22 protein-coding genes and 1 pseudogene are annotated in these 22689 nt (G+C 71.6%); 11 read left to right on the top strand and 12 right to left on the bottom strand.

The window, feature by feature from the left end:
* Nucleotides 1-96: 96 nt before the first annotated feature.
* The 4 genes from BL254_RS20190 to BL254_RS20175 all read right to left on the bottom strand — a co-directional run bounded on the left by BL254_RS20190 (nucleotide 97) and on the right by BL254_RS20175 (nucleotide 5048).
* Entirely contained in the window at nucleotides 97-1923 is a 1827-nt protein-coding gene (locus BL254_RS20190) for an SDR family oxidoreductase (protein WP_076844577.1), read from the bottom strand.
* Nucleotides 1920-2885 (bottom strand): M24 family metallopeptidase, encoded by a 966-nt coding sequence (locus BL254_RS20185; RefSeq protein ID WP_076844575.1) that lies wholly within the window; start codon nucleotides 2883-2885, stop codon nucleotides 1920-1922. Before BL254_RS20185 ends, BL254_RS20190 begins: the two co-directional genes overlap by 4 nt.
* Nucleotides 2886-2973: 88 nt before the next feature.
* The gene (locus BL254_RS20180) at nucleotides 2974-4077 is read right to left on the bottom strand and encodes a PDR/VanB family oxidoreductase (protein WP_076844573.1); all 1104 of its coding nucleotides are present in this window, start codon (nucleotides 4075-4077) and stop codon (nucleotides 2974-2976) included.
* Nucleotides 4077-5048 carry a metal-dependent hydrolase gene (locus BL254_RS20175; protein WP_217699333.1) on the bottom strand — a complete coding sequence of 324 codons (972 nt, stop codon included), beginning with the start codon at nucleotides 5046-5048 and terminating at the stop codon, nucleotides 4077-4079. Before BL254_RS20175 ends, BL254_RS20180 begins: the two co-directional genes overlap by 1 nt.
* Before the next feature lie 154 nt (nucleotides 5049-5202).
* Here BL254_RS20175 and BL254_RS20170 point away from each other — a divergent pair, with 154 nt between their 5' ends.
* Nucleotides 5203-5844 (top strand): TetR/AcrR family transcriptional regulator, encoded by a 642-nt coding sequence (locus BL254_RS20170; RefSeq protein ID WP_076844571.1) that lies wholly within the window; start codon nucleotides 5203-5205, stop codon nucleotides 5842-5844.
* 351 nt (nucleotides 5845-6195) lie between these two features.
* A complete protein-coding gene (locus BL254_RS20165; protein WP_047224294.1) occupies nucleotides 6196-6795 on the top strand; it encodes a hypothetical protein in 600 nt (199 codons plus the stop codon).
* Between the two features lie 125 nt (nucleotides 6796-6920).
* On the opposite strand, the gene BL254_RS28710 is transcribed toward BL254_RS20165, so the two are convergent.
* A complete protein-coding gene (locus tag BL254_RS28710; RefSeq protein ID WP_047224293.1) occupies nucleotides 6921-7256 on the bottom strand; it encodes a Clp protease N-terminal domain-containing protein in 336 nt (111 codons plus the stop codon).
* A gap of 57 nt (nucleotides 7257-7313) precedes the next feature.
* On the opposite strand from BL254_RS28710, the gene BL254_RS20155 reads away from it, so the two are divergent.
* The 3 genes from BL254_RS20155 (at nucleotide 7314) to BL254_RS20145 (ending at nucleotide 9967) form a co-directional block, all read left to right on the top strand.
* Nucleotides 7314-7736 (top strand): RpiB/LacA/LacB family sugar-phosphate isomerase, encoded by a 423-nt coding sequence (locus tag BL254_RS20155; protein ID WP_076844609.1) that lies wholly within the window; start codon nucleotides 7314-7316, stop codon nucleotides 7734-7736.
* 231 nt (nucleotides 7737-7967) lie between these two features.
* Entirely contained in the window at nucleotides 7968-8447 is a 480-nt protein-coding gene (locus BL254_RS20150; protein WP_076844569.1) for a MarR family winged helix-turn-helix transcriptional regulator, read from the top strand.
* Entirely contained in the window at nucleotides 8447-9967 is a 1521-nt protein-coding gene (locus BL254_RS20145; RefSeq protein WP_076844567.1) for an MFS transporter, read from the top strand. The genes BL254_RS20150 and BL254_RS20145 overlap by 1 nt, the downstream gene beginning before the upstream one ends.
* Before the next feature lie 202 nt (nucleotides 9968-10169).
* Here BL254_RS20145 and BL254_RS20140 read toward each other — a convergent pair whose 3' ends face one another.
* Nucleotides 10170-11240: a transposase domain-containing protein gene (locus BL254_RS20140; RefSeq protein ID WP_076844565.1), complete on the bottom strand. Its 1071-nt coding sequence runs from the start codon at nucleotides 11238-11240 to the stop codon at nucleotides 10170-10172.
* 10 nt (nucleotides 11241-11250) lie between these two features.
* On the bottom strand, nucleotides 11251-11457 hold the full coding sequence (locus BL254_RS20135; RefSeq protein ID WP_052914818.1) for a transposase domain-containing protein: 207 nt from the start codon (nucleotides 11455-11457) through the stop codon (nucleotides 11251-11253).
* A 344-nt stretch (nucleotides 11458-11801) separates the two neighbouring features.
* Here BL254_RS20135 and BL254_RS20130 point away from each other — a divergent pair, with 344 nt between their 5' ends.
* From BL254_RS20130 to BL254_RS20115, 4 genes are all read left to right on the top strand, one after another.
* Nucleotides 11802-13478, top strand: a complete 1677-nt coding sequence (locus tag BL254_RS20130; RefSeq protein ID WP_052914828.1) for an ABC transporter substrate-binding protein — start codon at nucleotides 11802-11804, stop codon at nucleotides 13476-13478.
* A gap of 129 nt (nucleotides 13479-13607) precedes the next feature.
* Nucleotides 13608-14594, top strand: coding sequence for an ABC transporter permease (locus BL254_RS20125; RefSeq protein ID WP_047224290.1), 987 nt, complete (start codon nucleotides 13608-13610; stop codon nucleotides 14592-14594).
* Nucleotides 14570-15589: an ABC transporter permease gene (locus tag BL254_RS20120; RefSeq protein WP_083731243.1), complete on the top strand. Its 1020-nt coding sequence runs from the start codon at nucleotides 14570-14572 to the stop codon at nucleotides 15587-15589. Before BL254_RS20125 ends, BL254_RS20120 begins: the two co-directional genes overlap by 25 nt.
* Before the next feature lie 82 nt (nucleotides 15590-15671).
* On the top strand, nucleotides 15672-16682 hold the full coding sequence (locus BL254_RS20115; RefSeq protein WP_052914817.1) for a glutathione S-transferase C-terminal domain-containing protein: 1011 nt from the start codon (nucleotides 15672-15674) through the stop codon (nucleotides 16680-16682).
* A gap of 693 nt (nucleotides 16683-17375) precedes the next feature.
* On the opposite strand, the pseudogene BL254_RS29615 reads toward BL254_RS20115, so the two are convergent.
* Nucleotides 17376-17513 (bottom strand): annotated as a pseudogene (locus BL254_RS29615) (hypothetical protein); the annotation flags it as partial.
* Nucleotides 17504-18634: a hypothetical protein gene (locus tag BL254_RS27390; protein WP_047224287.1), complete on the bottom strand. Its 1131-nt coding sequence runs from the start codon at nucleotides 18632-18634 to the stop codon at nucleotides 17504-17506. The gene BL254_RS27390 and the pseudogene BL254_RS29615, both read right to left, overlap by 10 nt.
* Here BL254_RS27390 and BL254_RS25355 point away from each other — a divergent pair.
* Nucleotides 18627-18896: a transposase gene (locus BL254_RS25355; protein WP_083731251.1), complete on the top strand. Its 270-nt coding sequence runs from the start codon at nucleotides 18627-18629 to the stop codon at nucleotides 18894-18896. The two genes, BL254_RS27390 and BL254_RS25355, sit on opposite strands and share 8 nt — an antisense overlap.
* Complete coding sequence (locus BL254_RS27385; protein WP_047224286.1) at nucleotides 18844-19035, top strand: hypothetical protein; 192 nt, start codon at nucleotides 18844-18846, stop codon at nucleotides 19033-19035. The genes BL254_RS25355 and BL254_RS27385 overlap by 53 nt, the downstream gene beginning before the upstream one ends.
* 192 nt (nucleotides 19036-19227) lie before the next feature.
* Here BL254_RS27385 and BL254_RS20090 read toward each other — a convergent pair whose 3' ends face one another.
* The 3 genes from BL254_RS20090 to BL254_RS26435 form a co-directional block, all read right to left on the bottom strand.
* Nucleotides 19228-20850 carry a rhodanese-like domain-containing protein gene (locus BL254_RS20090; RefSeq protein WP_083731242.1) on the bottom strand — a complete coding sequence of 541 codons (1623 nt, stop codon included), beginning with the start codon at nucleotides 20848-20850 and terminating at the stop codon, nucleotides 19228-19230.
* 86 nt (nucleotides 20851-20936) lie between these two features.
* On the bottom strand, nucleotides 20937-21716 hold the full coding sequence (locus BL254_RS20085) for an SDR family NAD(P)-dependent oxidoreductase (protein WP_047224285.1): 780 nt from the start codon (nucleotides 21714-21716) through the stop codon (nucleotides 20937-20939).
* Between the two features lie 164 nt (nucleotides 21717-21880).
* Nucleotides 21881-22105 (bottom strand): hypothetical protein, encoded by a 225-nt coding sequence (locus tag BL254_RS26435; protein WP_139342417.1) that lies wholly within the window; start codon nucleotides 22103-22105, stop codon nucleotides 21881-21883.
* Nucleotides 22106-22689: the final 584 nt, after the last annotated feature.

Genomic DNA, 22689 nt, shown 5'->3' with positions numbered 1-22689 from the left:
TTCGGGCCCGCGGCAGGACGAGCCGGCGGTGACGGGAGCACACGGGCGGATGGGCGTCGGCTGAGAGATCGGATGGGGGCGACAGGGCCCCGGTCGTCAGTCGATGTCGATGCGGGCGGCGACGCGCGTCAGAGCCGGGGAGAGCCGGCTGAGAACGCGGCCGGCCCTGGCCTCGACGGTGACCGGGACGACGGCCCTGTTCTCCCGGACGGCGCGCAGGATCTGCCAGGCGACCTTCTCCGGGGGGAAGTTGCGCCTGGCGTAGAGCGCGGCGAAGCGGTCGCGGGTGGCGTCGAGCCCGTCGGCGGAACGGCCGGAGAAGGTGCTGGTCCGGGTGATGTTGGTGTTGACGAGGCCGGGGCAGATGGTGCTGACGCCGATGCCGGCGGGAGCGAGCTCGGCGCGCAGGCAGTCCGACAGCATGTAGACGGCGGCCTTGCTGGTGGCGTAGGCGGCAAGGACCTTGCTGGGCAGGTACGCGGCGGCGGAGGAGACGTTGACGATGTGGCCGCCCTCCCCGCGCTCGACCATCAGGGTGGCGAAGGCGCGGCAGCCGTGAACGACGCCGCCGAGGTTGACCTCCAGGATGTGCTGCCACTCCTTCTCGGTGGTCTGCAGGAAGGTGCCGCCGTGGCCGACACCGGCGTTGTTGACCACGATGTCGGGGACGCCGTGGGCCGCGGCCACCTCCCTGGCGAAGGTGTCGACGGCGGCGCTGTCGGCGACGTCCACCCGGTGGGCGTGGGCCGCGGGGGCGCCGAGCAGGCGGGCGAGTTCGACGGTGCGCTCGGCGGTGGCCAGGTCGAGGTCGCAGACCACGACGGCGGCGCCGTGCTCGGCGAAGGCCAGCGCGGTGGCTCGTCCGATGCCGCTGCCGCCGCCGGTGACGACGGCCAGTTTCCCGGCGAAAGCCGCCCGCTCCAGGCCGGGACCCCGGCCCCGGCCCCAACGCAGGCGTGGGCGCTGGGGCCGGCGCGGGCCGGCGGCCCGTTCCCGGCTCGAGACGGCGGCTCGCTCGAGGGCGGGCGAGGCGGGCGCGCCGTCGGCGTGCGCGGCGATTTCTTTGATCATCTGTGCCACGGTGGGGCCTTTCTCGAGCAGTGCGGACCAGTGCCCGGCGGTCAGGGTGCGTCGCCACAGGTGGGGCACCCAGCGGTCGAGGTCGTCGCCCAGCGCGGGGCTGACGTAGCGGTCCCGGACGAGGGTGATCAGCTGTACCGGCACGGCGGTCGGACGCTGCCGTGGCCGCAGCAGGTGGGGCAGCATGTTGGCCCGGTACAGCGCGATCCCGTGTACGGCGTCGGTGGCGAGGGTGGGCTGCGGGTGGCTGGTCCGCGGGATGACCCCTTCGGTGGACGCCAGCACGTACCCCCACCGCGCGGCCAGGCCGAGCCGCCAGACCGCAGGGGCGAGCAGCGGCAGGTGGAAGACGCCGATGTACCAGGAGTGCGCGGCCTGGGTGAGCAGCTGGCCGAGGTGACGCGGGGTGGGACGGGCGAGCCGTCGCCGCGCCCAGTGGCCGACGTGGTCCAGGCAGGGCCCGGACAGGGAGGTGTAGGAGGCGATGCGGCCCGCCGCCCGGGGGTCGGTCACGGCCTCCCAGGCCTGGATGGACCCCCAGTCGTGGGCAGCGAGATGCACCGCCCGGTGCGGGCTGACCGCGTCGGCCACCGCGAACAGATYGTCCGCAAGCTGAGGCAGACGGTAGCCGCGCACCCCCTTCGCAGCCCCGGAGGCTCCGGCGCCACGCACGTCGTAGCGCACCACGTGGTGGCCGTCGGCGGCGAGGGCCGCGGCGACGTCGTCCCAGACCCAGTGGGTGTCGGGGTAGCCGTGCACGAGCAGTACCGTCGGCCCGGCCGGGTTGCCCTGCTCGTACACGGCCAGCGGCACACCGGCGGAGACGACCGTCCGCCGCCTCATCGCGCCTCCACCGCAACATCCGTCGCGATGTCCGCCACCGCAGTATCCGTCGCGATGCCCGACGAGGTGCCCGACGAGGTGTCCGCGGCCCGCTGCCAGCGGCGTACGTGCGGCAGGTCGTCGTCGAGCCAGTAGGCGTCGTCGTCGGTGACCACCAGCAGCTCCTCGAACTTCAGGCCCACATCGCGGAACGCGACGTGCGGCTCGACCGCCCACAGCCCGGGTGTGGGCGCGTGCCGGGAGGCACGGCYGTCGGCCCACAGCGGTGACCGGCCGTACCGGCGCTCGCCGAGGAACTCGCGMCCGAGGGTCTGCAACGTCCGTATGCCGAAGCCGAGGACGCTGACTCCGGCGGGCCCACGGGCGATCGTGCGGGTGACCTGGTGGCCGATGACCCGCCMCGGGTAGACCCGGTGCCGGTTGTCGTAGCCGTGACGGGCGATGAGCGCGTCCACCCGTGCGTAGATCTCGTTGAACGGTGTGCGCCGGCGCGCCTCGACGACGATCAGATCGCGGTATTCGCGCAGGTCACGGTCGATCCTGTCCCAGACGGGGCTGGCTGCGACCCGGCCGGCGTACCCGATGTCGGCGGTGTAGCCGTCGATGACGGGAGCGCAGTCGAGGATGTACGGCATGCCCTCCTCGAGCCTGCGCCGGCTCGGGAAGAACTGCAGCGGCGTGTGGAAGTGCCGGAAGGCGGTCCGGTCGCCGAACCAGGCGAAGGGGACGTGGAAGAAGTCCTGGACGCCGGCGGCGGCCAGCTCCCGGCCCAGCCGCGCGCTGGCCTGGCGTTCGGTCACGCCGGGCTCCAGCCAGGCCCCGACCCGCTCGGCGCAGGCGTAGGCGAGCTGCTGCAGCTCACGGAAACGCCTGAGGTCGCCGCTGTCGTATGGGAAGACCGTCGCGGCCTGGGGCCGCTGGCGGGCCGACGCTCGGGCCGGTGTCTGGACCAGAGTGGGCATGGATGTCGCCTCCGGGTCGGATGCCCTCCCGGTTCGGGCGGGCGCTTCGCACGACTGCACGGTTCGGTCGCTCGGGGTGGATGAGAGATCACAGGTCCAGGACGAGGCGTTCGCCCGCGCGGGCGCGGGAGACGCAGACGAGCATCGCGCCGTCGGCACGCTCGGTGTCGGTGAGCCGGTGGTCACGGTGCTCGACGGCTCCGGCGAGGACGCGCTGGCGGYAGATCCCGCAGAAGCCCCGTCGGCAGGAGTAGGCGGTCGTGGGGACGGCCTCGGCGAGCACGTCCAGGACGGACCGGTCGGCGGGCACGGGCAGCACGCGCCCGCTGCGGGCCAGCCGCAGCTCGAAGGGCCGGTCGTCCCGGATCGGGGCGGAGGCGAACCGCTCGACGTGCAGGCCGCTGGCCGGGCTCGCGTCGAAGGCCGCCTGGATGCCGTCGAGCACGGGGGACGGGCCGCAGACGTAGACAGCGGCCCCGGCCGGGGCGCGGCGCAGCAGGCCGGTGGTGTCGGGTCTGCCGTGCTCCTCGTCGGAGAGGATCTCCACCCGGCCGTGGAACCGGCGCAGCTCGTCGGTGAACGGCAGTGACGCGCGGGTGCGGCCGCTGTACACCAGCCGCCAGTCCAGGCCGCGCCGGGCGGCCTCGCGGACCATCGGCAGGATCGGGGTGATGCCGATGCCGCCCGCGATGAACAGCACGCGGGGCTCGGCTGCGAACGGGAAGGCGTTGCGCGGCCGGCCCACGGTGAGCCGGCTGCCCGCCGGCAGGGCGTCGTGCACCTCGACCGACCCGCCGCCGCCGGTGTCGAGACGGCGGACCGCGATCTGGTAGGTGCCCCGGTCGGCGGGGTCGCCGCACAGGGAGTACCGGCGTCGGCGGCCGGAGGGCAGGTGCAGCTCGAGATGGGCGCCGGGCCACCAGGCGGGCAGCGCGGCCCCGTCGGAGGCGGCCAGGCTCAGGCGGACGACGCCGTCGGCCACGTACCGGCGGTCGGCCACCACGAGGTTCAGCGTGGACGCGGGCGCGGGCAGCGGTGTGGGCCGATGCTGACGGCTGCCCGACCGGGTGGCCAGCGGGAACAGCACGTCACCGACAGCGGCCAGCACCCTCATCCCGCGGTCGRCACGGGGCCTGCCGTACAGGTCGGGGGGAACATACCGGCCCCCCGGTTGCGGGCCCTGCCCGGACATCAGCGGGCGGCCGCGGCGCGGGCGGCCGGGGAGGTGGCGAGGTAGGCGACCGCCTGCCGGGTCGARCCCTCCTGCGTGGGGTGGTAGTCACGCCTGAGGTAGCGCAGCCCGGAGCGCACGGCCTGGCCGGGGGCTGGCAGCAGCCCCCGCCGGGACGCCGCGAGGAAGGCACGCCAGCTCTCCGCCCGCCGCGGCCCGCCCAGCCGTGATCCGGCCAGCTGTGGATCGGCGGCCATCAGGAAACGCGCTCCACGGATCCATAACCAGTACAGGATGGGACCGGTGAGCGCCATGGCGCGGATCCGCCGTGGATAGCCCGGGTCCAGATGCCTGAGCAGGTCGTACGCGACGCTGCGGTGCTCGACCTCCTCCGCGCCGTGCCAGCGCAGCAGGTCCAGCATCACCGGGTCGGCGCCGGCCCGGTCCAGGGCGTCCGCGCCCAGCACCCAGTCGCCGAGGAAGGCGGTGAAGTGCTCGACCGCGGCGATGATCGCCACCTGCTCGACGACGTGTTCCCGGGCGCGCCGCGGCGACAGCCCCGGACGATCCMCCAGCACCTGGTGGAAGAGCCACTCAAGCTGCCGTAGGTACGGGTCCGGATCCAGCCCGGTCGCGCGCAGGTGCTCGAGCGCCCCCTGGTGGGCCTGCGCGTGGAGGGCTTCCTGACCGATGAACCCCAGCACGTCCTCCCGCACCCGGCCGTCCGTGATCATTGGCAGGGCGCGCTGGAAGACGCGCACGAACCAACGCTCGCCCTCGGGCAGCAGCAGATGCAGCACGTTGATGGTGTGGCTGGCGACGGGCTCGCCCGGAATCCAGGGGTCCGGCAGCCGTGACCAGTCGAAACGGACGTCACGCGGCTGCAGGACCAGGGCGTCGGGCTCGGCGAGGGCGTCGGGCTCGGCGGCGAAGACCGTGGTGGTGGCGGTAGCGGTGGGGGTGGGGGAAGTGGATGCGGTGGCAGGGGGCATCGGAGCGCTCCTCCATCACGTGGCGGGGGCTGAAGAAGGCGCGGGGCGTCGGCTCCGGCTCGGGGACGGCGTCCTTGTTGAGACTGGCTCAACAGTAGGCCCTGTTGAGCCAGAGTCAATAGCACTGTTGAGTTTCGGTCAATAAGATGGGCGCATGGTCCGCCCTCCCGGTGTACGCGGCACCCGGCTCCTCCCTTCCGACCGCCGCGGCCAGTTGCTGGCCGCCGCCCGCCACTTCCTGGAACGAGKGACGATCGACGACGTCCGCATCGAGACCGTGGCCGCCGAGGCGGGCGTCTCCCCCGGGCTGCTCTTCCACTACTTCGGCTCGCAGCGCGGGTTCCGGCACGCCGTCCTGCGGGCAGCCGCCGAGGAACTCCTCGACCACCTGCGCCCCGACCCGTCCCTGGCTCCCGGCGAGCAGCTGCGCGCCGGGGTCGAGACCTTCGTCGAGTACGTCTGCCGCCACCCCGACGTCTACCTGGCCATCACCCGGCTCGACGGCGGCAGCGACATGCGCACCCTGCACCGCTCGACCCGCGCCACCCTGGCGGGCTGGCTCACCGAGGGCCTCACCACCGCGGGCGCGCCGGCCACCCCCGCCCTCACCATGGCCGTGGCCGGCTGGCTGGCGTACATGGAGGAGGTCGTCCTCACCTGGCTCGACCAGCCGGCCATGGACCGGGCCGACCTCGTCAACCTGTGCGAACGCACCTGCTACCAGATCGTCATGGCCGCCCTGAACGACCCCGAGCAGTACGAGCGGCTCACGGACCGCATCCGCGGCCGCGCCTGAGCGCCACCGTCACCACCAGCGCCGTACGACCCGCCCGGCCCCGCCAGGAACAGCCAACCCGCCGGGGACAGCAATCCCCCGCCAGGTCAGCTAAAAGGCAGTCAAGCCGTCAGGGTGGCCACAAGGACAACCAAAAGGGCAATCGGAAAAACAGCCGGCGGGACGGCTGGCAAAGCCGGCGGGCAGGTTCGTGTTCCGCCCGGCTGTTCCCTGGGCACCATCATTCCCGCGGGCATTTCCGTGGGGCCCGGTAAGCGAGCCGTCCCCGTCGCGACTCACGACGCGGTAAGCCGTCGGCAATGACGAACACCCAGGCTGTCGACGAGGCCGAACTCTGTGCGAGGTCAGGTGATGATGGTTCCGGTATCACGTAAACCAGTTACCCGTGCGACACAATGCGGGGCAGTCCTGCTGGCGGTACTGCTCTCTGTCGTACTTGTCGGTGCGTGCGGTTCCAGGACGACCGGCGGCGGGAGCGCGGCGCCAGCCGCCGCCGCGTCCGAGCCGGCAGACGCCGAAACCCCCTACGAAGGCACCTGTCCGAGCGGTGAGAACAGCAGGCCGCTGGCCAAGACCCGTTTCGCGCTGCACGCCGGCCTGGAGCTGGGTGCCTTCCAGCGGTACATCTACAAGCCGGCACGGGAAGGGAAGTTCAGAGCGAACGCGGACAACCGGGGGCGCACGCTCGCCAAGGCGGCGGTGGCCGGTCTGTTCACCGCCCACGAGCTCAAGGTCGCCAAGGGGTTCGCGGTGGCCAATCCGACGCTGTGCAACGCCGCACAGTCGATCAGCAACAATTTCACGGCTCTCGTCGACAAGCTCAAGAACGGCAGCGCGACCGAGGCTGACGTCAACGCCAGCCAGAGCTCCTTCGACGCGCTCCGCCAGCAGGCCACCCAGGATGGTTTCGGCTTCAACGAGAAGAACGTCACCGTCCCCGGAGCCGACTGACCACCCCACCGGGGCGCGTGACCCGCATACGCGTGCGCCCCGAATCCGGCCGTTCCCGCGTGAACCACTGACAGGACCGGCGCGCAGGCATGCCGGTATGCCGGTATGCCGGTATGCCGCCGCGGTCATGCCTTCCCGCCGGCGACGATCACGGCGAGGGCGGTGGCGAGCTGTACCTCCACGGCGGCCCTGTCGACGCCGAGCCCGGACAGCGCACCGTCGCCGTCCTCCCGCTCCAGCAGGGCGAGCAGGATGTGTTCGGTGCCGATGTATCGGCAGGAGTCACGGAGAGCACGTCGGCGAGGAACACCTGTTGCGTGGCGCGAGCGGCTCGTCCGCGGGCCATCCATCGGGTCACGGTCGAGGAAGCGGACGGCGGCGCGTCGGCCTGTCGTTTCGACCTGGAACGGAACGTCGAAGGACGCCGGGGAAAGGGACGTTGAAGACGGGGAAGAGGTCATCGATGATACGTCGGTCGGCGGTGGGGCTGGAGGACGAGACGGATGGAGGACGAGGCGATGGCACRGATCGGGTTCGCAGCCGACAGCGAGAACGAGTGCGTCCACGCCGTGCGCGAGTTCATCCGTACCGAACATGAGCTGGTGTTCCCGAGCGAGTCCACGGTGTGGACCGACATGTCACGTACCGTAGCTGAAGCGGTCGTCGCTGGCGAGGTCGACTACGGGGTGCTGATGTGCTGGACGGGCACCGGCACCGCGATAGCGGCCAACAAGGTACGTGGCGTGCGGGCGGCCACGGCCGCCGACGCGTGGACGGCCCGCGGCGCGCGGCTGTGGAACGACGCCAACGTCCTGGCTCTGAGTCTCAAACGCCTGGCCCCCGACGTCGCCGTCGAGTGTGTACGCGCCTTCCTGGAGCAGACCGAGCCCGACCCCGAGGAACTACCCGTGATCCAGGGCCTGCGCGACATCGACGGCTGACCACACGCCCCGGTAGCGCGGGGCCTACCGGCCGGGAAGTTCCACCGACGGTGGGTCCCAGCTGCCGCTGTTCGCCATCGAATGGGCATTCGGGCAGACGGCACCGGGTCTCCGGTCGCCAAGAAAGATCAACTATTGGCTGAAGCCAACACGGCGCTGGAGAAAGCCGTCTTGAGGCCATGTCCGATCTATCAGTTGGTTTTATTCAACCAATCGAGATAGCGTGGCCGTATGACCAGTACGGCTCCTCAGACCGATCAGGCCATCGCTGGCGCGGCGGTGGCGCTCAACACCGCCGGGTGCTGGCTGTTGTCACCGGCTACCAAGCGCCGCATCGCAGCCGAGGCGGGGCTGACCCTTCCCGCGGGCGACTACACGCTGCTGACACAGATCGACCRCTGGCAGCCGGTGCGACTGTCCACGATCGCCGAGCGGCTGGAGGTGGACCGCTCCTCGCTCAGCCCGCAGACACAACGGCTGGCGAGCGCGGGGCTGATCCTGCGGCTRCCGGACCCGCTGGACCATCGCGCCCAACTGGTGGAGGTCACCGAGCAGGGCCACGAGGTGCTCGAACGGCTGTGGGCGGCCCGGTCCCGGGCACTGGCGGAACTCGTCGCGGGCTGGGCAGCCGAGGACGTACACCGGCTGACCGCGAGCCTGGTGAGCCTCGCCGAGAGCATCGACGCCCGGGCGCACCGGACAGGTGCCTGATGAGCGTGGAGCGCGGCCTGGACCGGGCCGCCCTCCCCGAGCCCGCGGTCCCTGCCCCGACGCCCGCGCCCACCTCCGTCCCGCTGCCGCGCCGCGCGCCCGACGGCGTGATCACGGCGCTGGCCTGCCTGGGCCAGTTCATGGTCGTACTCGACGTGTCCATCGTGAACGTGGCACTGCCGTCGATCCGCGACGCGCTCGGCTTCTCCACCGCCGACCTGCCGTGGGTCGTCAACGCCTACACCCTGACCTTTGCCGGCTTCATGCTGCTCGGCGGGCGGGCCGCCGACCTGTACGGCCGCAAGCGTGTCTTCGTCGCGGGTGTCGCCCTGTTCACCGTGGCCAGCGTGCTGGGCGGCGCCGCGCCCTCGGCCGGGGTCCTGGTCGCGGCGCGGGCGCTGCAGGGCCTGGGCGCGGCGATCCTGGCCCCCTGCACGCTGACCATCCTGACCACGACCTTCCCCGAGGGAGCCCGGCGCGCCCGGGCGATCGCCGCGTGGACCATGGTCGGCGCGGTCGGCGGCGCCGCGGGGGCGATCCTCGGCGGCCTGCTCACGGACTACCTCGGTTGGCGGTGGATCCTGCTGGTCAACCTCCCGGTGGGGGTCGCCGTCGTGGCCGGCTCGCTGCTGTGGCTGGCCGACCTGCCGGGGCTGGGCGGGCGCAGCCTGGACGTCCCGGGCGCCGTCACGGTCTCCGCCGGGCTCACCGCGGTCGCGTACGGCATCGTCCAGGCGGGCAAGGACGGCTGGAGCCCGGTGGGAAGCTGGCTGCCGATCGTCGTCGGCGTGCTGCTGCTCGCGCTGTTCGTCGTGGTGGAGCAGCGGTTGGCGACGGTGCCCCTGCTGCCGCTGCGGCTGCTGCGGTCGGCCCTGCGCAGCGGGGCGAACGTGGTGATGTTCCTGCTGGGGGCCGGGTTCTTCGGGCTGCTCTACTTCGTCTCGCTCTACCTGCAGAACGTCCGCGGCTACAGCCCGGTGGAGGCGGGACTGGTCTTCGTGCCGCACGCGGTGGCCACGGTCGTCGGCGCACGGACGGCGGCACGCCTGCTGGCCGCCGGCCGCCGGCCGCCGGTGCTGATCTCGGCGGGGCTGCTGATCTCGGCGGCGGGCTTCGGCTGGCAGGCCGCGCTGCGGACGGACACGCTCGTGGCGCTGGGCGTGATCGGCCCGGGTGCGCTGGTCTTCCTCGGTATCGGTGTCGCGCTGACCCCGATCGCCGTGACGGCCATGGCAGGCGTGCAGCCGCAGGACGCGGGTGTCGCCTCCGGTCTGGCCAACGCGGCCCGGCAGGTGGGCGGTTCGTTCGGCCTGGTGGTGCTGACCTCGCTGGCCGCCGCGCACACCAGCTCCCGTCCCGACGGCTCCGGGCCGCATCCGAGTGGCGCGGCTCTCACCTCCGGCTATGACCTGGCCTTCATCACCTCCGCGGCGATCCTGGTGGGCTGCGTACTGATCACACTGCTGTTGCCCTGGCCGCCGAGGCCGAAGCCGAAGCCGGCGGCGGTGCCGGAGGGCTGACCGACCGACGGCTGGCAGCTGCCCGGCGGCGGTAGGCGCCGGTCCGCGCGGCTGGCTCCAACCGAGYTCCAGCGATCCTCCACCGCAGGGTGAAAGGTTCGAGCGGAACGGAAAGTCCAGGCTGGACGGAAAGTCCGGGCGGGGCGAAAAGTCCAGGCAGGGCGAAAAGTCCAGGCGAGACAGGCAGGACGCACGCCGGACGTCAGACGATCCGGCGGACCGGCCGCGGGCCGGGGCCGTGGGTGGCGAAGCGGGGCACGGCCGCGGCGGCATCCCTGCCCACCGTGGCGGTGGTGTCACGGCGGCCCGGCAGGTCCCCGCGCAGCAGCACGGTGATCGCCTGGTGGACGAGCAGGTAGCCCCACATCTCCTGGCGGACCCCGCTCGCCGAGCGGGACCGCAGCACCGGCACCGGCACCGGCACCGGCTCGGGCCGCCCATGCCCGCCGCCAGCCCCGGCAGCGGGCAGGGCGGACGCGGCCGTGACGGCGGGCCGGGCGTGGGCAGAGCCCGGCGTGGCCAGACCGGCCAGGCCGGCCAGCGCCTCGCGGAACCGCCAGCGCCTCGCGTACAGCTCGACGAGTTCGGCCGCGGGCGCGCGCACCGGGTCGAGCAGGCTGGTGACCAGGCGGACCGGCCGGCCCGCGACGGCGCCCTCCACGACCCGGACGGGCACCGCGACGCCCGTCTCGTCCTCGTCCTCCGGGCAGTCGCCGGCGCCGTCGAGCACGCAGCGGTACGAGCCGTCGGGCAGCATGGCGTGGGGGGTCAGCGCGGTGTCGGCGGGCGCGGCCCACAGCAGTTCCGCGCCGTGCTCGCGGGCCACGCACCAGGCCCGGACGCCGAGCGTGCCGAAGTCGGCGAGCAGCAGGACGTGCCTGGTCAGGGCCCTCAGCAGCGGCCAGGTCAGCACGGCCCGGGCGCCTGCGTCCGGGCCCAGTCGGGCGTCGACGACGGCCCGGGTCGTCTCGTCGGCGAGGGCCGCGACCCGCAGGCACGGCGGGCCCTCGCCGGTGGCCGGGTCGCGGCCGAAGGCGGCCAGGTTCTCCTCGGAGTCCGGCGTCTCGATACGCAGCGTGTCCAGGGACAGCACGCGCAGCCCCCGGTAGGTAGGCGGACCACCCACCCGTGCGGCCGTGGCACGAAAGAGCGCCTCCAGCGGCTCGGCGCCGAGCCGGGCCCGGGCCCGCGACAGCGCGGCGGCCGTGGGCACCGGGCAGGTGGTCGGCCGACCCAGGCTCCAGATCAGCCCCTGGGCCAGCAGCCGCGCCACCCGCTCGTACTTAAAGACCGGGAAACAGGCACAGCGCCAGTACGAAGTACACCACCACCCGGGACGGCAGCAGCCGGGTACGCATCTGGATCCGACCGGTGTCGGCGAGCACGGCGTCGACGACGTCGGCGGGAAAAGCCCTGGTGAGCATGGCGACGGCGATGCGGTCGGCAAGCGAGTCACCCACGTCGGGGCCCGTCGTGCCGCTCAGCTCCATATTCGGTTCTCCGTTCCTATTCCTGGCGGTACCGGGCCGTTAAGTCAACAGCCCCCGGCTGGCGGCGTCAATTGTCTCTGGCCCTGCCCCGAATAGCCACGGTAGTCTCCCGACGTGCCCGCGGGAGCCGTAATTCTGATGCGCCGTCTGGACGTCGACCTCGTCCGGCAGGCAAGTGCGCTCTGTCCCTGAGCGACCTGCGTACACACCCCATATCACCAGTCACCACGCCGCGGGCTGGCGATTTCCGTGTCCGCATTCCGTCCGCGCGCGTACCGGTCGACGTCCGTCGCAAGGCGGCACCGCTGATTTCCGCTCCGCAACAATCCGCTTCAGGAGTGTCCATGTTCCGCCAGTCGAGCCCACCCGTTCCCGCGCGCCGCAGACATGTCGGAGGGCCGGGCCGCCGAATTCTGCCCGGAATGGCGGTGGTGCTGTGCCTGGGGCTGGGACTGGCCGCCTGCTCCTCGTCGGACGACGGCGGCGGCGGGACGGCGGCGCCCGGCCTGGGTGCCGCGCGCGGCGGCGGAACGCTGACGGTCGCGGTGGCGAGCAAGCCGCTGTGCCTGGATCCGCAGAACAACAGCTCCAACGGCAACACCGCGATCAGCCGCCAGCTGGTCTCCTCGCTCACCGACCAGGACCCGGCCACCGGAAAGATCGTCCCGTGGTTGGCCTCGAAGTTCGAGGTCGGCGCGTCGGCCACCGAGTTCACCTTCACCCTGCGCCCCGGGGCGACCTTCAGCGACGGTGCGCCGGTGGACGCGGCCGCGGTCAGGGCGAACTTCGACACCATCGTCAGACTCGGCGCCGTGGACGCGGTCGCAGCCAGCTACCTGACCAGCTACCAGGGCACCACCGTGGTCGACAGCCACACCGCGAAGGTCACGTTCTCCCGTCCCAACGCGCAGTTCCTCCAGGCCACCTCGACGGCCGCGCTCGGGCTGCTCTCCCCCGCCTCGCTGGCCCTCGCCCCGGAAGAGCGCTGCCAGGGCCGCGGYCTCGCCGGCGCGGGCCCGTTCGTGCTGAAGGAGGCCGTGCAGGGCACGGAGATCCGGCTTACGCGGCGCGCGGACTACGCGTGGGGCTCGCCGGTGTGGAAGCACCAGGGCGCGGCCTACCTCGACGGCATCGACTACAAGGTGGTGCCCGAGTCCGGGGTGCGCGTCGGCAGCCTGCTCTCCGGTCAGGTCGACACGGTCATCGGGGTCGACGCGCGGGACGAACGGCGGCTCGCCGCCGGCGGCGCCACCGAGCTGTCCCGGCCGGTGCCGGGCATCACGTACAACCTGACGGCCAACACCGAGCGGCCGCTGCTGGCCGACGCCTCCGTCCGTAAGGCCCTGACCAAGGGCATCGACCGCGCCACCATCGTCCGGACCCTGCTCAGCGACCACTACCGGCCGGCCACCAGCATCCTGACCTCCAGCACGCCCGCATACACCGACCTGTCGGCCGACCTGGCCCACGACCCGGCAGGTGCCCGCGCCCTGCTGGACGCGGCCGGCTGGCGGCCGGGCGGTGACGGCATCCGCACCAGGGACGGCGTGCGGCTGGCACCGACGCTGATCTACCCGGGGGTCGACACCGCCAGCCGCAACGTGCTCCAGCTGGTCCAGTCCCAGCTGCGCGAGATCGGCGTGGACGTCCAGCTCTCCGGGCTGCCACTGAACCAGCTCGCGCCCGACCAGGACGCCGGCCGGTACGACCTGCTGTGGTTCGGCCTGACCCGCGCCGACCCCGACGTGTTGTCGACCGTCTTCGCCACCACCACCAAGAACCGCGCCCATCTGCCCGCCGGCAACCCGTTGGACACGCTGCTGGCGAAACAGTCCGAGACGCTCGACGCCGCCGAGCGCGCAGCCCTGGTCGGGCAGGCGCAGCGGCAGATCGTCCAGGAGGCGTACTCGCTGCCCGTCTACGAGCAGGCCCAGTCCGTGGCGTTCGCCGGGCGGGTGCAGGCAGTGGCGCTGGACGGCTCCGCGCAGCCGGCGTTCTTCGACGCCTGGCTGGCGAACTGACCGGCCAGAAGGCACCAGCCGGGCAGCGCGGACCTGGCAGCGCGGACCTGGCGGCACGAATCAGGACAGAACGGTTCAGGATGGCACGGATCAGAACGCGACAGAGCATGAACAGGGGAGACGCGGAAGATGACGGTACGTCACCTGCTGCTGCGGCTGCTGCATGCGGTGGTCACCGTGTGGGCGACGTTCACGCTCTCCTTCGCCCTGCTCTACCTGCTGCCCGGAGATCCGGTCGCCATCATGCTCAGCGGCCAGGGCGGTGTCGCCAACACCACCCCCGAGCAGGTGCGCCAGCTGCGGGCCGCCTACGGCTTCGAGCGCCCGCTGCCGGAGCAGTACGCCGACCGGCTGTGGGCCGCCCTCCACGGCGACCTGGGCCGGTCGGTGGGCAGCGGCGACACCGTCGTCCACACCTTTGCCACCGCGCTGCCGCAGACCCTGGCCCTCGCGGGGGTGGGTCTGGCGCTGGCCGTGCTGCTCGGGGTGGGCACAGCGCTGGCCGCGGTTGCCACCCGGTCGCGGCGGCTGTCGCGGCTGCTGCTGTCGGCGCCCTCGCTGGGGGTTTCGTTCCCGCAGTTCGTGGTGGGCCTGGTGCTGCTGGAAGTGGTCTCCTTCCGCTGGAAGCTGCTGCCCGCCTTCGGGCACACCGGCGGCAGCGGGCTGGTGCTGCCCGCGATCACCCTGGCCATCCCGACGGCCTCGGTGATCGCGCAGGTCTTTGCCCGCAGCCTGGCCGACGTCCTGCTGTCGCCCTACGTCGCCACCGCCCGGGCCAAGGGGGCCGGGCGGGCCAGGGTGCTGCTGCTGCACGCCACCCGCAACGCGGCGCTGCCGCTGCTGTCCCTGCTGGGGCTGATCATCGGCAGTCTGCTGGCCGGCTCGGTGGTGGTGGAGACGGTATTCTCCCGCGACGGTTTCGGCCGCATCACCGCAGCCGCGGTCGAGGCGCAGGACATCCCGGTGGTGCAGGGCGCGGTGGTCGTCAGCGCCCTGGTCTTCGCCGCCGTCAGCCTTGCCGTCGACCTGGTGACGCCACTGCTCGACCCGCGCCTGGCCGAGCGGCCCGCAACGGGAAGGGGCAGCCGCGGATGGCTGAGACCACAGTCGGCCTGACCCCCCCCGACACCACCCGTGACGCCACCCGCGACGCCACCCACAATGCCGCCCATGGGACTYCCCGTGGAACCCCTCATGGGAGCGTCGGTGATGCCGCGCACGACGCCGTCCGCGGTACGGCCCACAGCGACACCCCTTTCCCCGTGGCGCCGCGGGCGTCGCTGTGGGCGGCTTCGCACGCGGTGCTGCGGGGCGCGTGGCGCAGCCCGGGGCTCACGCTGGCGGTGCTGGTGCTGGTGCTCGTCCTGGCCTGGGCGTTCGTGCCCACGGTGTTCTGCGCGCACGCGCCGTTGGCCACCGCGCCCGACCGCGCGCTGCTCCCGCCGAGCGGCGCGGCCTGGTTCGGCACCGACTACCTGGGCCGGGACGTCTGGTCACGGGTAGTACATGCTTCATCGCTTTCACTGCGCGCCCCGGTGATCGCGGTCGGGCTCGCACTGGCCGGCGGGGTCACGATCGGCCTGGTTGCGGGCAGCCTGCGCRGCTGGGTCGACGCCCTGCTGATGCGGATGGTCGACACGGTGCTGGCCGTTCCGGCGATCATGCTGTCGCTGACCGTGGTCACCGCGCTGGGTCCCGGCACCGCGCACGCGGCGATCGCCGTGGGCCTGGCGGGCATCGCGGGCTTCTCCCGGATCGTGCGCGCCCAGGTGCTCAGGGCCCGGCAGGAGCCGTATGTGGAGGCCGCGTCCGCCGCGGGTGTGCGGGGCCCCGTGGTGCTGCTGACCCATGTGCTGCCGCACGTGTGCGGGCCGGTGCTGGCGCTGGCGGCACTCGAGCTGGGCACCGCGGTGCTCGCGGTGTCCGCGCTGAGCTTCCTCGGTCTCGGGGCGCAGCCACCCACGCCGGAGTGGGGCGCGATGGTCTCCGAGGGTCGTGACTACCTCGGCACCGCCTGGTGGCTGACCGTGCTGCCCGGCCTGACCATCGCCGCCGTCACCGTGGCGGTCAACCGGATCGCCCGCGCCCTCTCCCCCGGTGGCCGGCGGTGACGCCCCGTCCGCTCTCCCGCTCTTCCTCCCGTCCGTCCGGGTACCTTTCCCGCCTTTTCCGACGTCCCTTACGGAGTTACCCATGACTCAGGTGCACTTCACCGGGCAGCCCCCGGCCGTGGTTGACACCGCCTGCGCGCCCGAGACCGAGTCCTGCGACCAGGCCCCGGTGACCCCGGCCCGCGACGTGGAGCGGCTGCGCGGGCGGATCACCGCCGACGGCTCCAGCGGCTACCGCGCCGAACCCGGCCGCTACCACGTCTACGTCTCCTGGGGCTGCTCGTGGTCGTCGCGCGCCGCGGTCGTCCGCGCGCTCAAGGGCCTCCAGAACGTGGTCTCGCTGTCGTACGTCGACGACTCCACCGACGAGCGTGGCTGGATCTTCGACGGCCGGTCCGGGCCCGACCCGGTCAACGGCTTCTCCCAGCTGCGGGAGGCGTACGAGGCGACGGTGCCGGGCTGGCCAGGCCGCGCCTCCGTGCCCGCGCTGTGGGACCGGGAACACGGAAGGATCATCAGCAACGAGTCGGGCACGATCAGCCTCGACCTCAGCACGCAGTTCGACGCCTGGGCCGACCCGGACGTCGACCTCTACCCGTGGGCGCTGCGCTGGCGGATCGACGCCTTCAACACCTGGCTGCACCAGGACGTCAACAACGCCCTGCACCGGGTCGGGCACGCGGCGGACCCGGTCGAGCACGCCCGGATCCTGCGGGTGCTCTTCGAACGCTTCGACACCCTGGAGGAGCGGCTGCGCACCCGGCGCTACCTGTTCGGGCCGATCATCACCGAGCCCGACGTGCGGCTGTGGCTGTCGCTGGCCCGGCTGGACGTCGCCTACCCTGGGCTGCTGGCCACCAACATCGCCCGTCCGGAGGGCTTCCCCGCGCTGTGGGCCTATGCCCGCGACCTGTACGCGCTGCCCGCTTTCAGGGACGCGACGGACTTCGCCGTGATCCGCCGGAACTTCGCCGACAACTTCGACCAGCTGCACCCGGAGCGGGTCGTCCCCCGCACGTCCCTGACCACCTGGACGACGGCGGAATGGGACACCCCGCACGGACGGGAAGAGGTGGGTGCCGTCCGACCCTGAAACGGTCACGCATTGTCGGCCGGCGGCGTCCGGGCGTCTGCCGAACGCACTTTCTCCCGTCGCAACAATGCCACAGGAAATTCCTGCGAAGAAAGACCGCTCACTGACCGGCCCGCCAGTGACTCTCCAGCGCATGGCGCGAACGTGACGCGAGGAAAAGCACGCGGCAGACCAAGGAGCCACGGGCACGGCGGGCGGAGCCACGGACGAGCGATGATCCAGGGGGAACTGGTCGGATGCGGCTGGTCGACGTCCATACTGGCTGCCCGGACGAAGCATGCGGGTTCGGCGGGCGGATGCCATGTCGGGTGTCTGGACGTAGGCGTTGCCGACCGGAAGCTGCTCGATCTCCTCCGTGAGGTCACGGCCCGCCCTGACCCGGACCTCCTCCAGCGTCGGAACACCCCGCGGCGGGGTGAGAGCACCATGGCCATGCGCCTCGTAACCGCCCACCAGCGCCTGGTAGACGACGTCCCGCTGGATGTCACCAAGCCCGCACACGTAGGCGAAGATCTCCGAGACGGACAGTGCGTTCATCCTGTAGGCGTGCCGGCCGGCGTCCGCCGCCAGCTCGAACGGTGAGAAGGGCATGCCTGCCGCGGCGTCCCGCACATGCGGGGACTCCGGCCGCCGCGGGTCGTTCCCGAACTGACCGTGGAAATCGATCACCAGTGCGGGCAGGCCCTGCGCCACCGCGCCCTGAAGCAACCGGATCGTCGTCTCCGACTTGCCCTGTCCCGGGATACCGAGAATGAACAGGTGGGGGCTGCCGGTCGTGCTCGCCTCCCAGACGATGTCCTCCTCCGGAGGCAGCGTGCGGCCTACCGGCACCTGCACGGCCCGCGGGTACGCGAGTTCCCGGGCCGGCGGTTCATCCGGCGGGCTCGGCGTCGTCGTCGGCTGTGCTCCGCGGCCGGAGCCGTCCTCGGCGGCGTCGGCGGCGACTCGGCCGGAGGCTGCGACGGGACATCTGCCGAGGTGCCCGCAGGCTCAGGGGGACGTCCACCGGCTTCGCCGCCGTCCGCGCCGACGACGGCGGACGACGGGAGCGTGCCGACGGTTGGCGAGACGTCCGTGTCCGTGTCCGTGTCCGCATGGGCGCTCGTGCCGTGCCCGGCCGGACCCGGGTCCGCGGCACCCGACACCACGATCGGGTCGAACGCGCGCGGCGGCGGGATGTAGGCGGGGCGGCGGGTGTCGACGTCCTCGTCCGCCCCGAGGTTTCTGGCCGTGATGGTGCGGATGCGGGTGCCGTTGACCTCGAAGTCGGCCGTTCCGTCCTCGTGCAGGACCACGATGTAGCCGCTGCGCTGGTAGCCGACCGCCAGACCGCTCGTCTCCAGCCGGTCGATGGTCTCCTGGATGCGGCCGAACTCCACCGCCTCCGTGATCAGGCCCCGGCGGGCGGACCGGCGCAGGTAGTAGCGCAGCAGCGCCGCGAACCGGGCCCGCTGGAGCGGGCGGTCGATCCGGACGGGTTCGGTGAAGAACAGCCGGTTGATGACATCGATCGTCGCATCCACCTGCCCCGCGATGTCACGGGCGAGATCTTCGCTGCCGAGCATGCCACGCGACTTCACCTCGACGGCCTCCATGCTCACCCGGCGCGTGGTGGGAAAACGGACCAGGAGCAGATCGCACCGTCGGGCCCGCTGGCCGGGCTGGCGCCGGGCGCGGGCGCCGAAAAGCTCCGGATGGGCGTCGACGGGGATGATGACCGTGTTCTCGAGTTCACCGCGACGGCGCAGGTGCGCCACCACCGCCGCCAGTGCCACGGCCTCCTTCGCCCGGTTGTCGTCACCGGTCGCGGCGAGGATCAGCCGGCCCGACACCAGCAGCAGCTCGTCGATGACCGACGACACGGACTCGCCCGGACGGTAGAAGCCGAGCTCGATCATCGCGCGCAGGAACATCTTCTCGACGTCCGCCCGGTGCGCGGTCGTGATGGACATGAGCCGGTYCCCGACCGCGGCGCATCTGGCCTCCTGGGCGGGGATCTGCCCGGGTAACCACGCCTCCGCCGGAACCTCGCGGTCGGGTCGTAGCCGTCAGGGATCGACGTGGCCTCACCGAGGCCGCGCACGCGGCCGCTCAGACCCGGGAGACCTACCTGGCCGCGCACTACGCCCAGATCCGGGGCCGTCGTGGTGTCCAGAAGGCCGTGGGTGCGATCCGTCACGACATTCTGATCGCCTACTGGCACATCGTCCATGACGACACCGTCTACCGGGACCTTGGCCCTGAATGGATGCGTCGCCGGCACAACACGGAAGCCCAGCAGAAACGCCTCGTTGCCCAACTAGAAAAACTCGGCCTGAAGGTAACCGTCGAACCCGAACAGCCAGCCGCTTGACCACACGGGAGGAATAGCCGCAACCGAACAGCCACCCGTAACGTCGGGCCGACTACCGGCGTGATCAGCCATGCCCGCAGCCAACCCAGCCCACACCGGAAATCCTCACCTCAGACAAATGTCTGCTCAGGCAGGCGAAGTTCTTCTGGAAAAGGCGTGTTTCTTCTCGTGCCAGGAAAATTCCTTCGTAGGTCAGGAGAACGTCTTGAACGGAACGGTGTCGTCGTCGCGCAGCTCGGCGACAAGCCCGAGCTCCCAGGACAGATAACGGCGGAAGCCGGCCTTCCGCAGCTGCGGATCGGGCTGCTGCCAGCCCAGGAAGACGACGTCGTCCGCGGGATGCAGGAATGTCCCGTCACCGCTTTCCAACGGGTGTCCGAGGGCGTGCCACGCGCTCGTGCCCCCGTCGAATGCAAGCACCGGGCGGGTCGTGGCCCGCCCCAGTTCGACGGCCGCGAAACGCGCCAGGACACCGTCCTCGGAGGTCAGCACGATCGGTCCGGCCCCTGGGATCTCGTCCACCGTGTCGGCGAGACGGGCACGGATCGCGAAGCTGGCGCCCGGAATGTGCCCCGTCCGGTAGCCCGGGCTCGGCTGCAGGTCGATCACCTGTGGGCCGGCCGACGCGTCGAGCTCGGCGCGCAGCCGCGCCGGGGTGACGAGCTCGTAGCCGTCCTCGGGCATGCCGAGCACCCGCCGTGCCACCGGGCCGGCCACGAGCGCCTCGTCCGACAGCGCGTCCTCGAGGACGAAGACCTCACCCCAACCGAACTGGATGATCCACGAGGCCACTACGGTGGCGCGGACCAGGTCGTTGTCGACCAGGACGATCCGCGCGTTGTGCGTCGCTATGTGCCGGAACACCCATGGCGCTACGTCCCAGCTCGGCGCGGAGTGCGAGCCCGGCAGATGCCCGGTTTCGAACTCCTCCGGAGTTCGCACGTCCAGGACGTACAGCGAACGCTCGTCGGCGGCGTCGCGGAAGCGCCGCAGCGCCTCCCGGTCGATGCGCCTGACGCCGAACCGCTCGGCGATGCGCGCGGCCGAGGCGCGCGCGGCGTCGAGCGCCTCGCCGGTGGGGAGCGGGGCGGTGGCGCGCCTGCCGTGGTCGAGTTCGTGGCCTTCCAGGACCCAGGACTGGGTCCCGCCCTCCAGCGAGACCACCCGGTTCGGCAGGCCGGCGTTGATGAGCACCTGGGCACCGAGGATGCTGCGGGTGCGCCCCGCGCAGTTGACGACCACGAGGGAGTCCGGCGACTTCACGATCTCACCGGCGCGGTAGACGAGTTCGGCGCCGGGAATCGACGTGCCGCCCGGCAGGCTGTGGTTCTCGAACTCCGCCAGCGGGCGGCTGTCGAGCAGGACCACGTCCTCGCCGGCATCGAGCCGGCTGAGGAACTCGGGGACGCTGATGTGCGGTGTCTGGTAGATCTCCTCGATCCACTCCCCGAAGGCCTGCCCGATGACGTGGTCACCGCCGGTCTGCACCTTGTGGCCGGCCTCGGCCCACGCCCGCACACCGCCGTCCAGGACGGACACGTCGGTGTAGCCGAGTTCGCCGAGCCGGCGGGCGCCGCGTTCGGCGAGGCCCTCCGTACCGCTGTCGTAGACGACCACCGGGGTCGAGCGCCGCGGGATGAGGGCGTCGACCCGCAGTTCCAGCCTGCTCAGCGGAACCGAGACCGCGAGCAGGATGGAGCCCTGCTCGGCCGTGACGCGTGCCTCCCGGACGTCGATCAGCGCGAACTCCGCCGATCCGCCCAGCAGATCATGCAGATCCTTCGCCGAAATTGTCGGGACTGGGATAGCGGTCAACGTCGAACTCCCTGGTCACGGTCTGGATAAGGAATGGGGCTGGTAGGCGGCGAGGCCGGAGGCCAGCGGCCACCGGAGATCAACGATCAGTAGTAGATGAACCCGGGGACCCCGCCACCGGCGACGATGGCGTCACCGGTGATGGCCACACTGCGCGGCGACGCGAGAAAGGCCACGACCCACGCGACCTCCTCCGGCTCGACGACACGCCCGATGACGTTGTTGACCAGACGCGCGCGATCGCCTGCCCCGAAAGCCCCGCTCTCCTGGAGTTCGAGGTAGCGCTCGGTGCGGGTCGCCCCGGGATGCACGACGGTCACGTTGATCCCGTGCGGCCCGAGTTCGTCCGCGACGTTCTTGGTGAGCGCGACGACCGAGGCGTTGCGCACCGAACCGATGACGGAGACCGTCTGTCGCGCACCGGTTCCGCTGATGTTGATGATGCGACCCCACCCGTTCTCGATCAGCAGCGGAGCGACCGCGCGAATGGTGCGCAGATACCCGATGACCTTGACGTTGATCTGCCGCTGGAACCAGTCGTCGGTGGCGTCGACGTAGCTGGGGCCGTGCTGCGCGGGCTGTTCGGCCGCGTTGTTGACCAGAATGTCGACACCGCCGAACTCACCTCGCACCGTTTCCACGAGAGCCCGCACGGAATCGTCGTCGCCGGTGTCGGCCGTGACGGCCAGAACGCGCGCGCCCGTCTCGTCCCGGATCAGCCTGGCGGCATTCTCCAGCACCTCGCCACGGCGGGACGTGATGGCGACCGACACCTCCTGGCGCGCCARCTCAAGCGCGATCGCATATCCGATCCCGGTTCCGCCACCGGTGACGATGGCACGCTTACCGGACAGTCCGAGACCCATTTTTCAACCTATCTGAACCCGTGGGCTGTCGATGCGCGTCACAGCGCCTCGCAGCGAACCGGAAAATGTCGTGGCAGACCGGGAGAGGTCATTGCGCGGCTGCGGGCCGCGACTGGCCGTGGTCACGGATCGTGATATCCGCTCCGTGACCACGGTCGGTGTGTTCAGCCCGCCGCCGTGCAGATAGCGCCGGAATCCTCGGAGCGCGGCCCGGCAAGCTGTGTCGCCAGCGAGACGACGCGCGCGTTCGGGATACGTCCAGTAACGCCTGTGGGCGTGTCGCGGTGCACCTCAAGCAACACGACACCACGTCCGGGCGAAAGTTTCTCCCGCACTTTCTCGGCGGTGACAACAGCATGCCTCACATCGACGGGGACAGTGGTCACCATGTTTCTCCCTCACCGCCGGAGGTCTCACGTACAATCAACGTCTCACATACAGTCAACAGAGGATACGTTCACCGAACAAGACCTCCGGGAAAGATCGCCGGACAACCAGTACACAATCCCGCCGTATGCCGGTGAATCTACCTCTCCGTTCGCGGATTTTTAAGCGATATCCGCTACGGGAACCGTGTAGCAGAACTTGAAGGTTCCGGCGCCGCTCCGGGCAGGTTGAACTACCCGCCGTACATGACCTGTCCATCGGCGCTCCGCCCGCCGCGGCGGCGCGAGACGTGCGGACGCACGGCTTCCGGTCCGCGTCCCACGGGCACCGCCGTGGATCACGRCTCGCCGCGCCACGGCCGGCCAGCCGGAGTTCCACGCCGGGCACARCGCGCCAGCGCCGCGTCCTGTCCGCCCACCGCCACCGGTCGGATGCGGGCCGGGTCGCCCGCGTGCCGTACCCGCGTGCCGTCCTCGTGAGGAGATGTATCCGGTGCGTTGCGAGCGTGTTCCAGATATGCAGCCGGGGAGGTTACAGCGGCGCGGGCGGGAAAGAGGGACAGGGAAGTATGTCTGCCATCAGCGCG

It is taken from the genome of Protofrankia sp. BMG5.30 (genome assembly GCF_001983005.1).
Lineage (GTDB): Bacteria > Actinomycetota > Actinomycetes > Frankiales > Frankiaceae > Protofrankia > Protofrankia coriariae.
The sequence above is the reverse complement of the archived record's forward strand: the minus strand, read 5'-3'. Positions and strand labels throughout refer to the sequence as shown.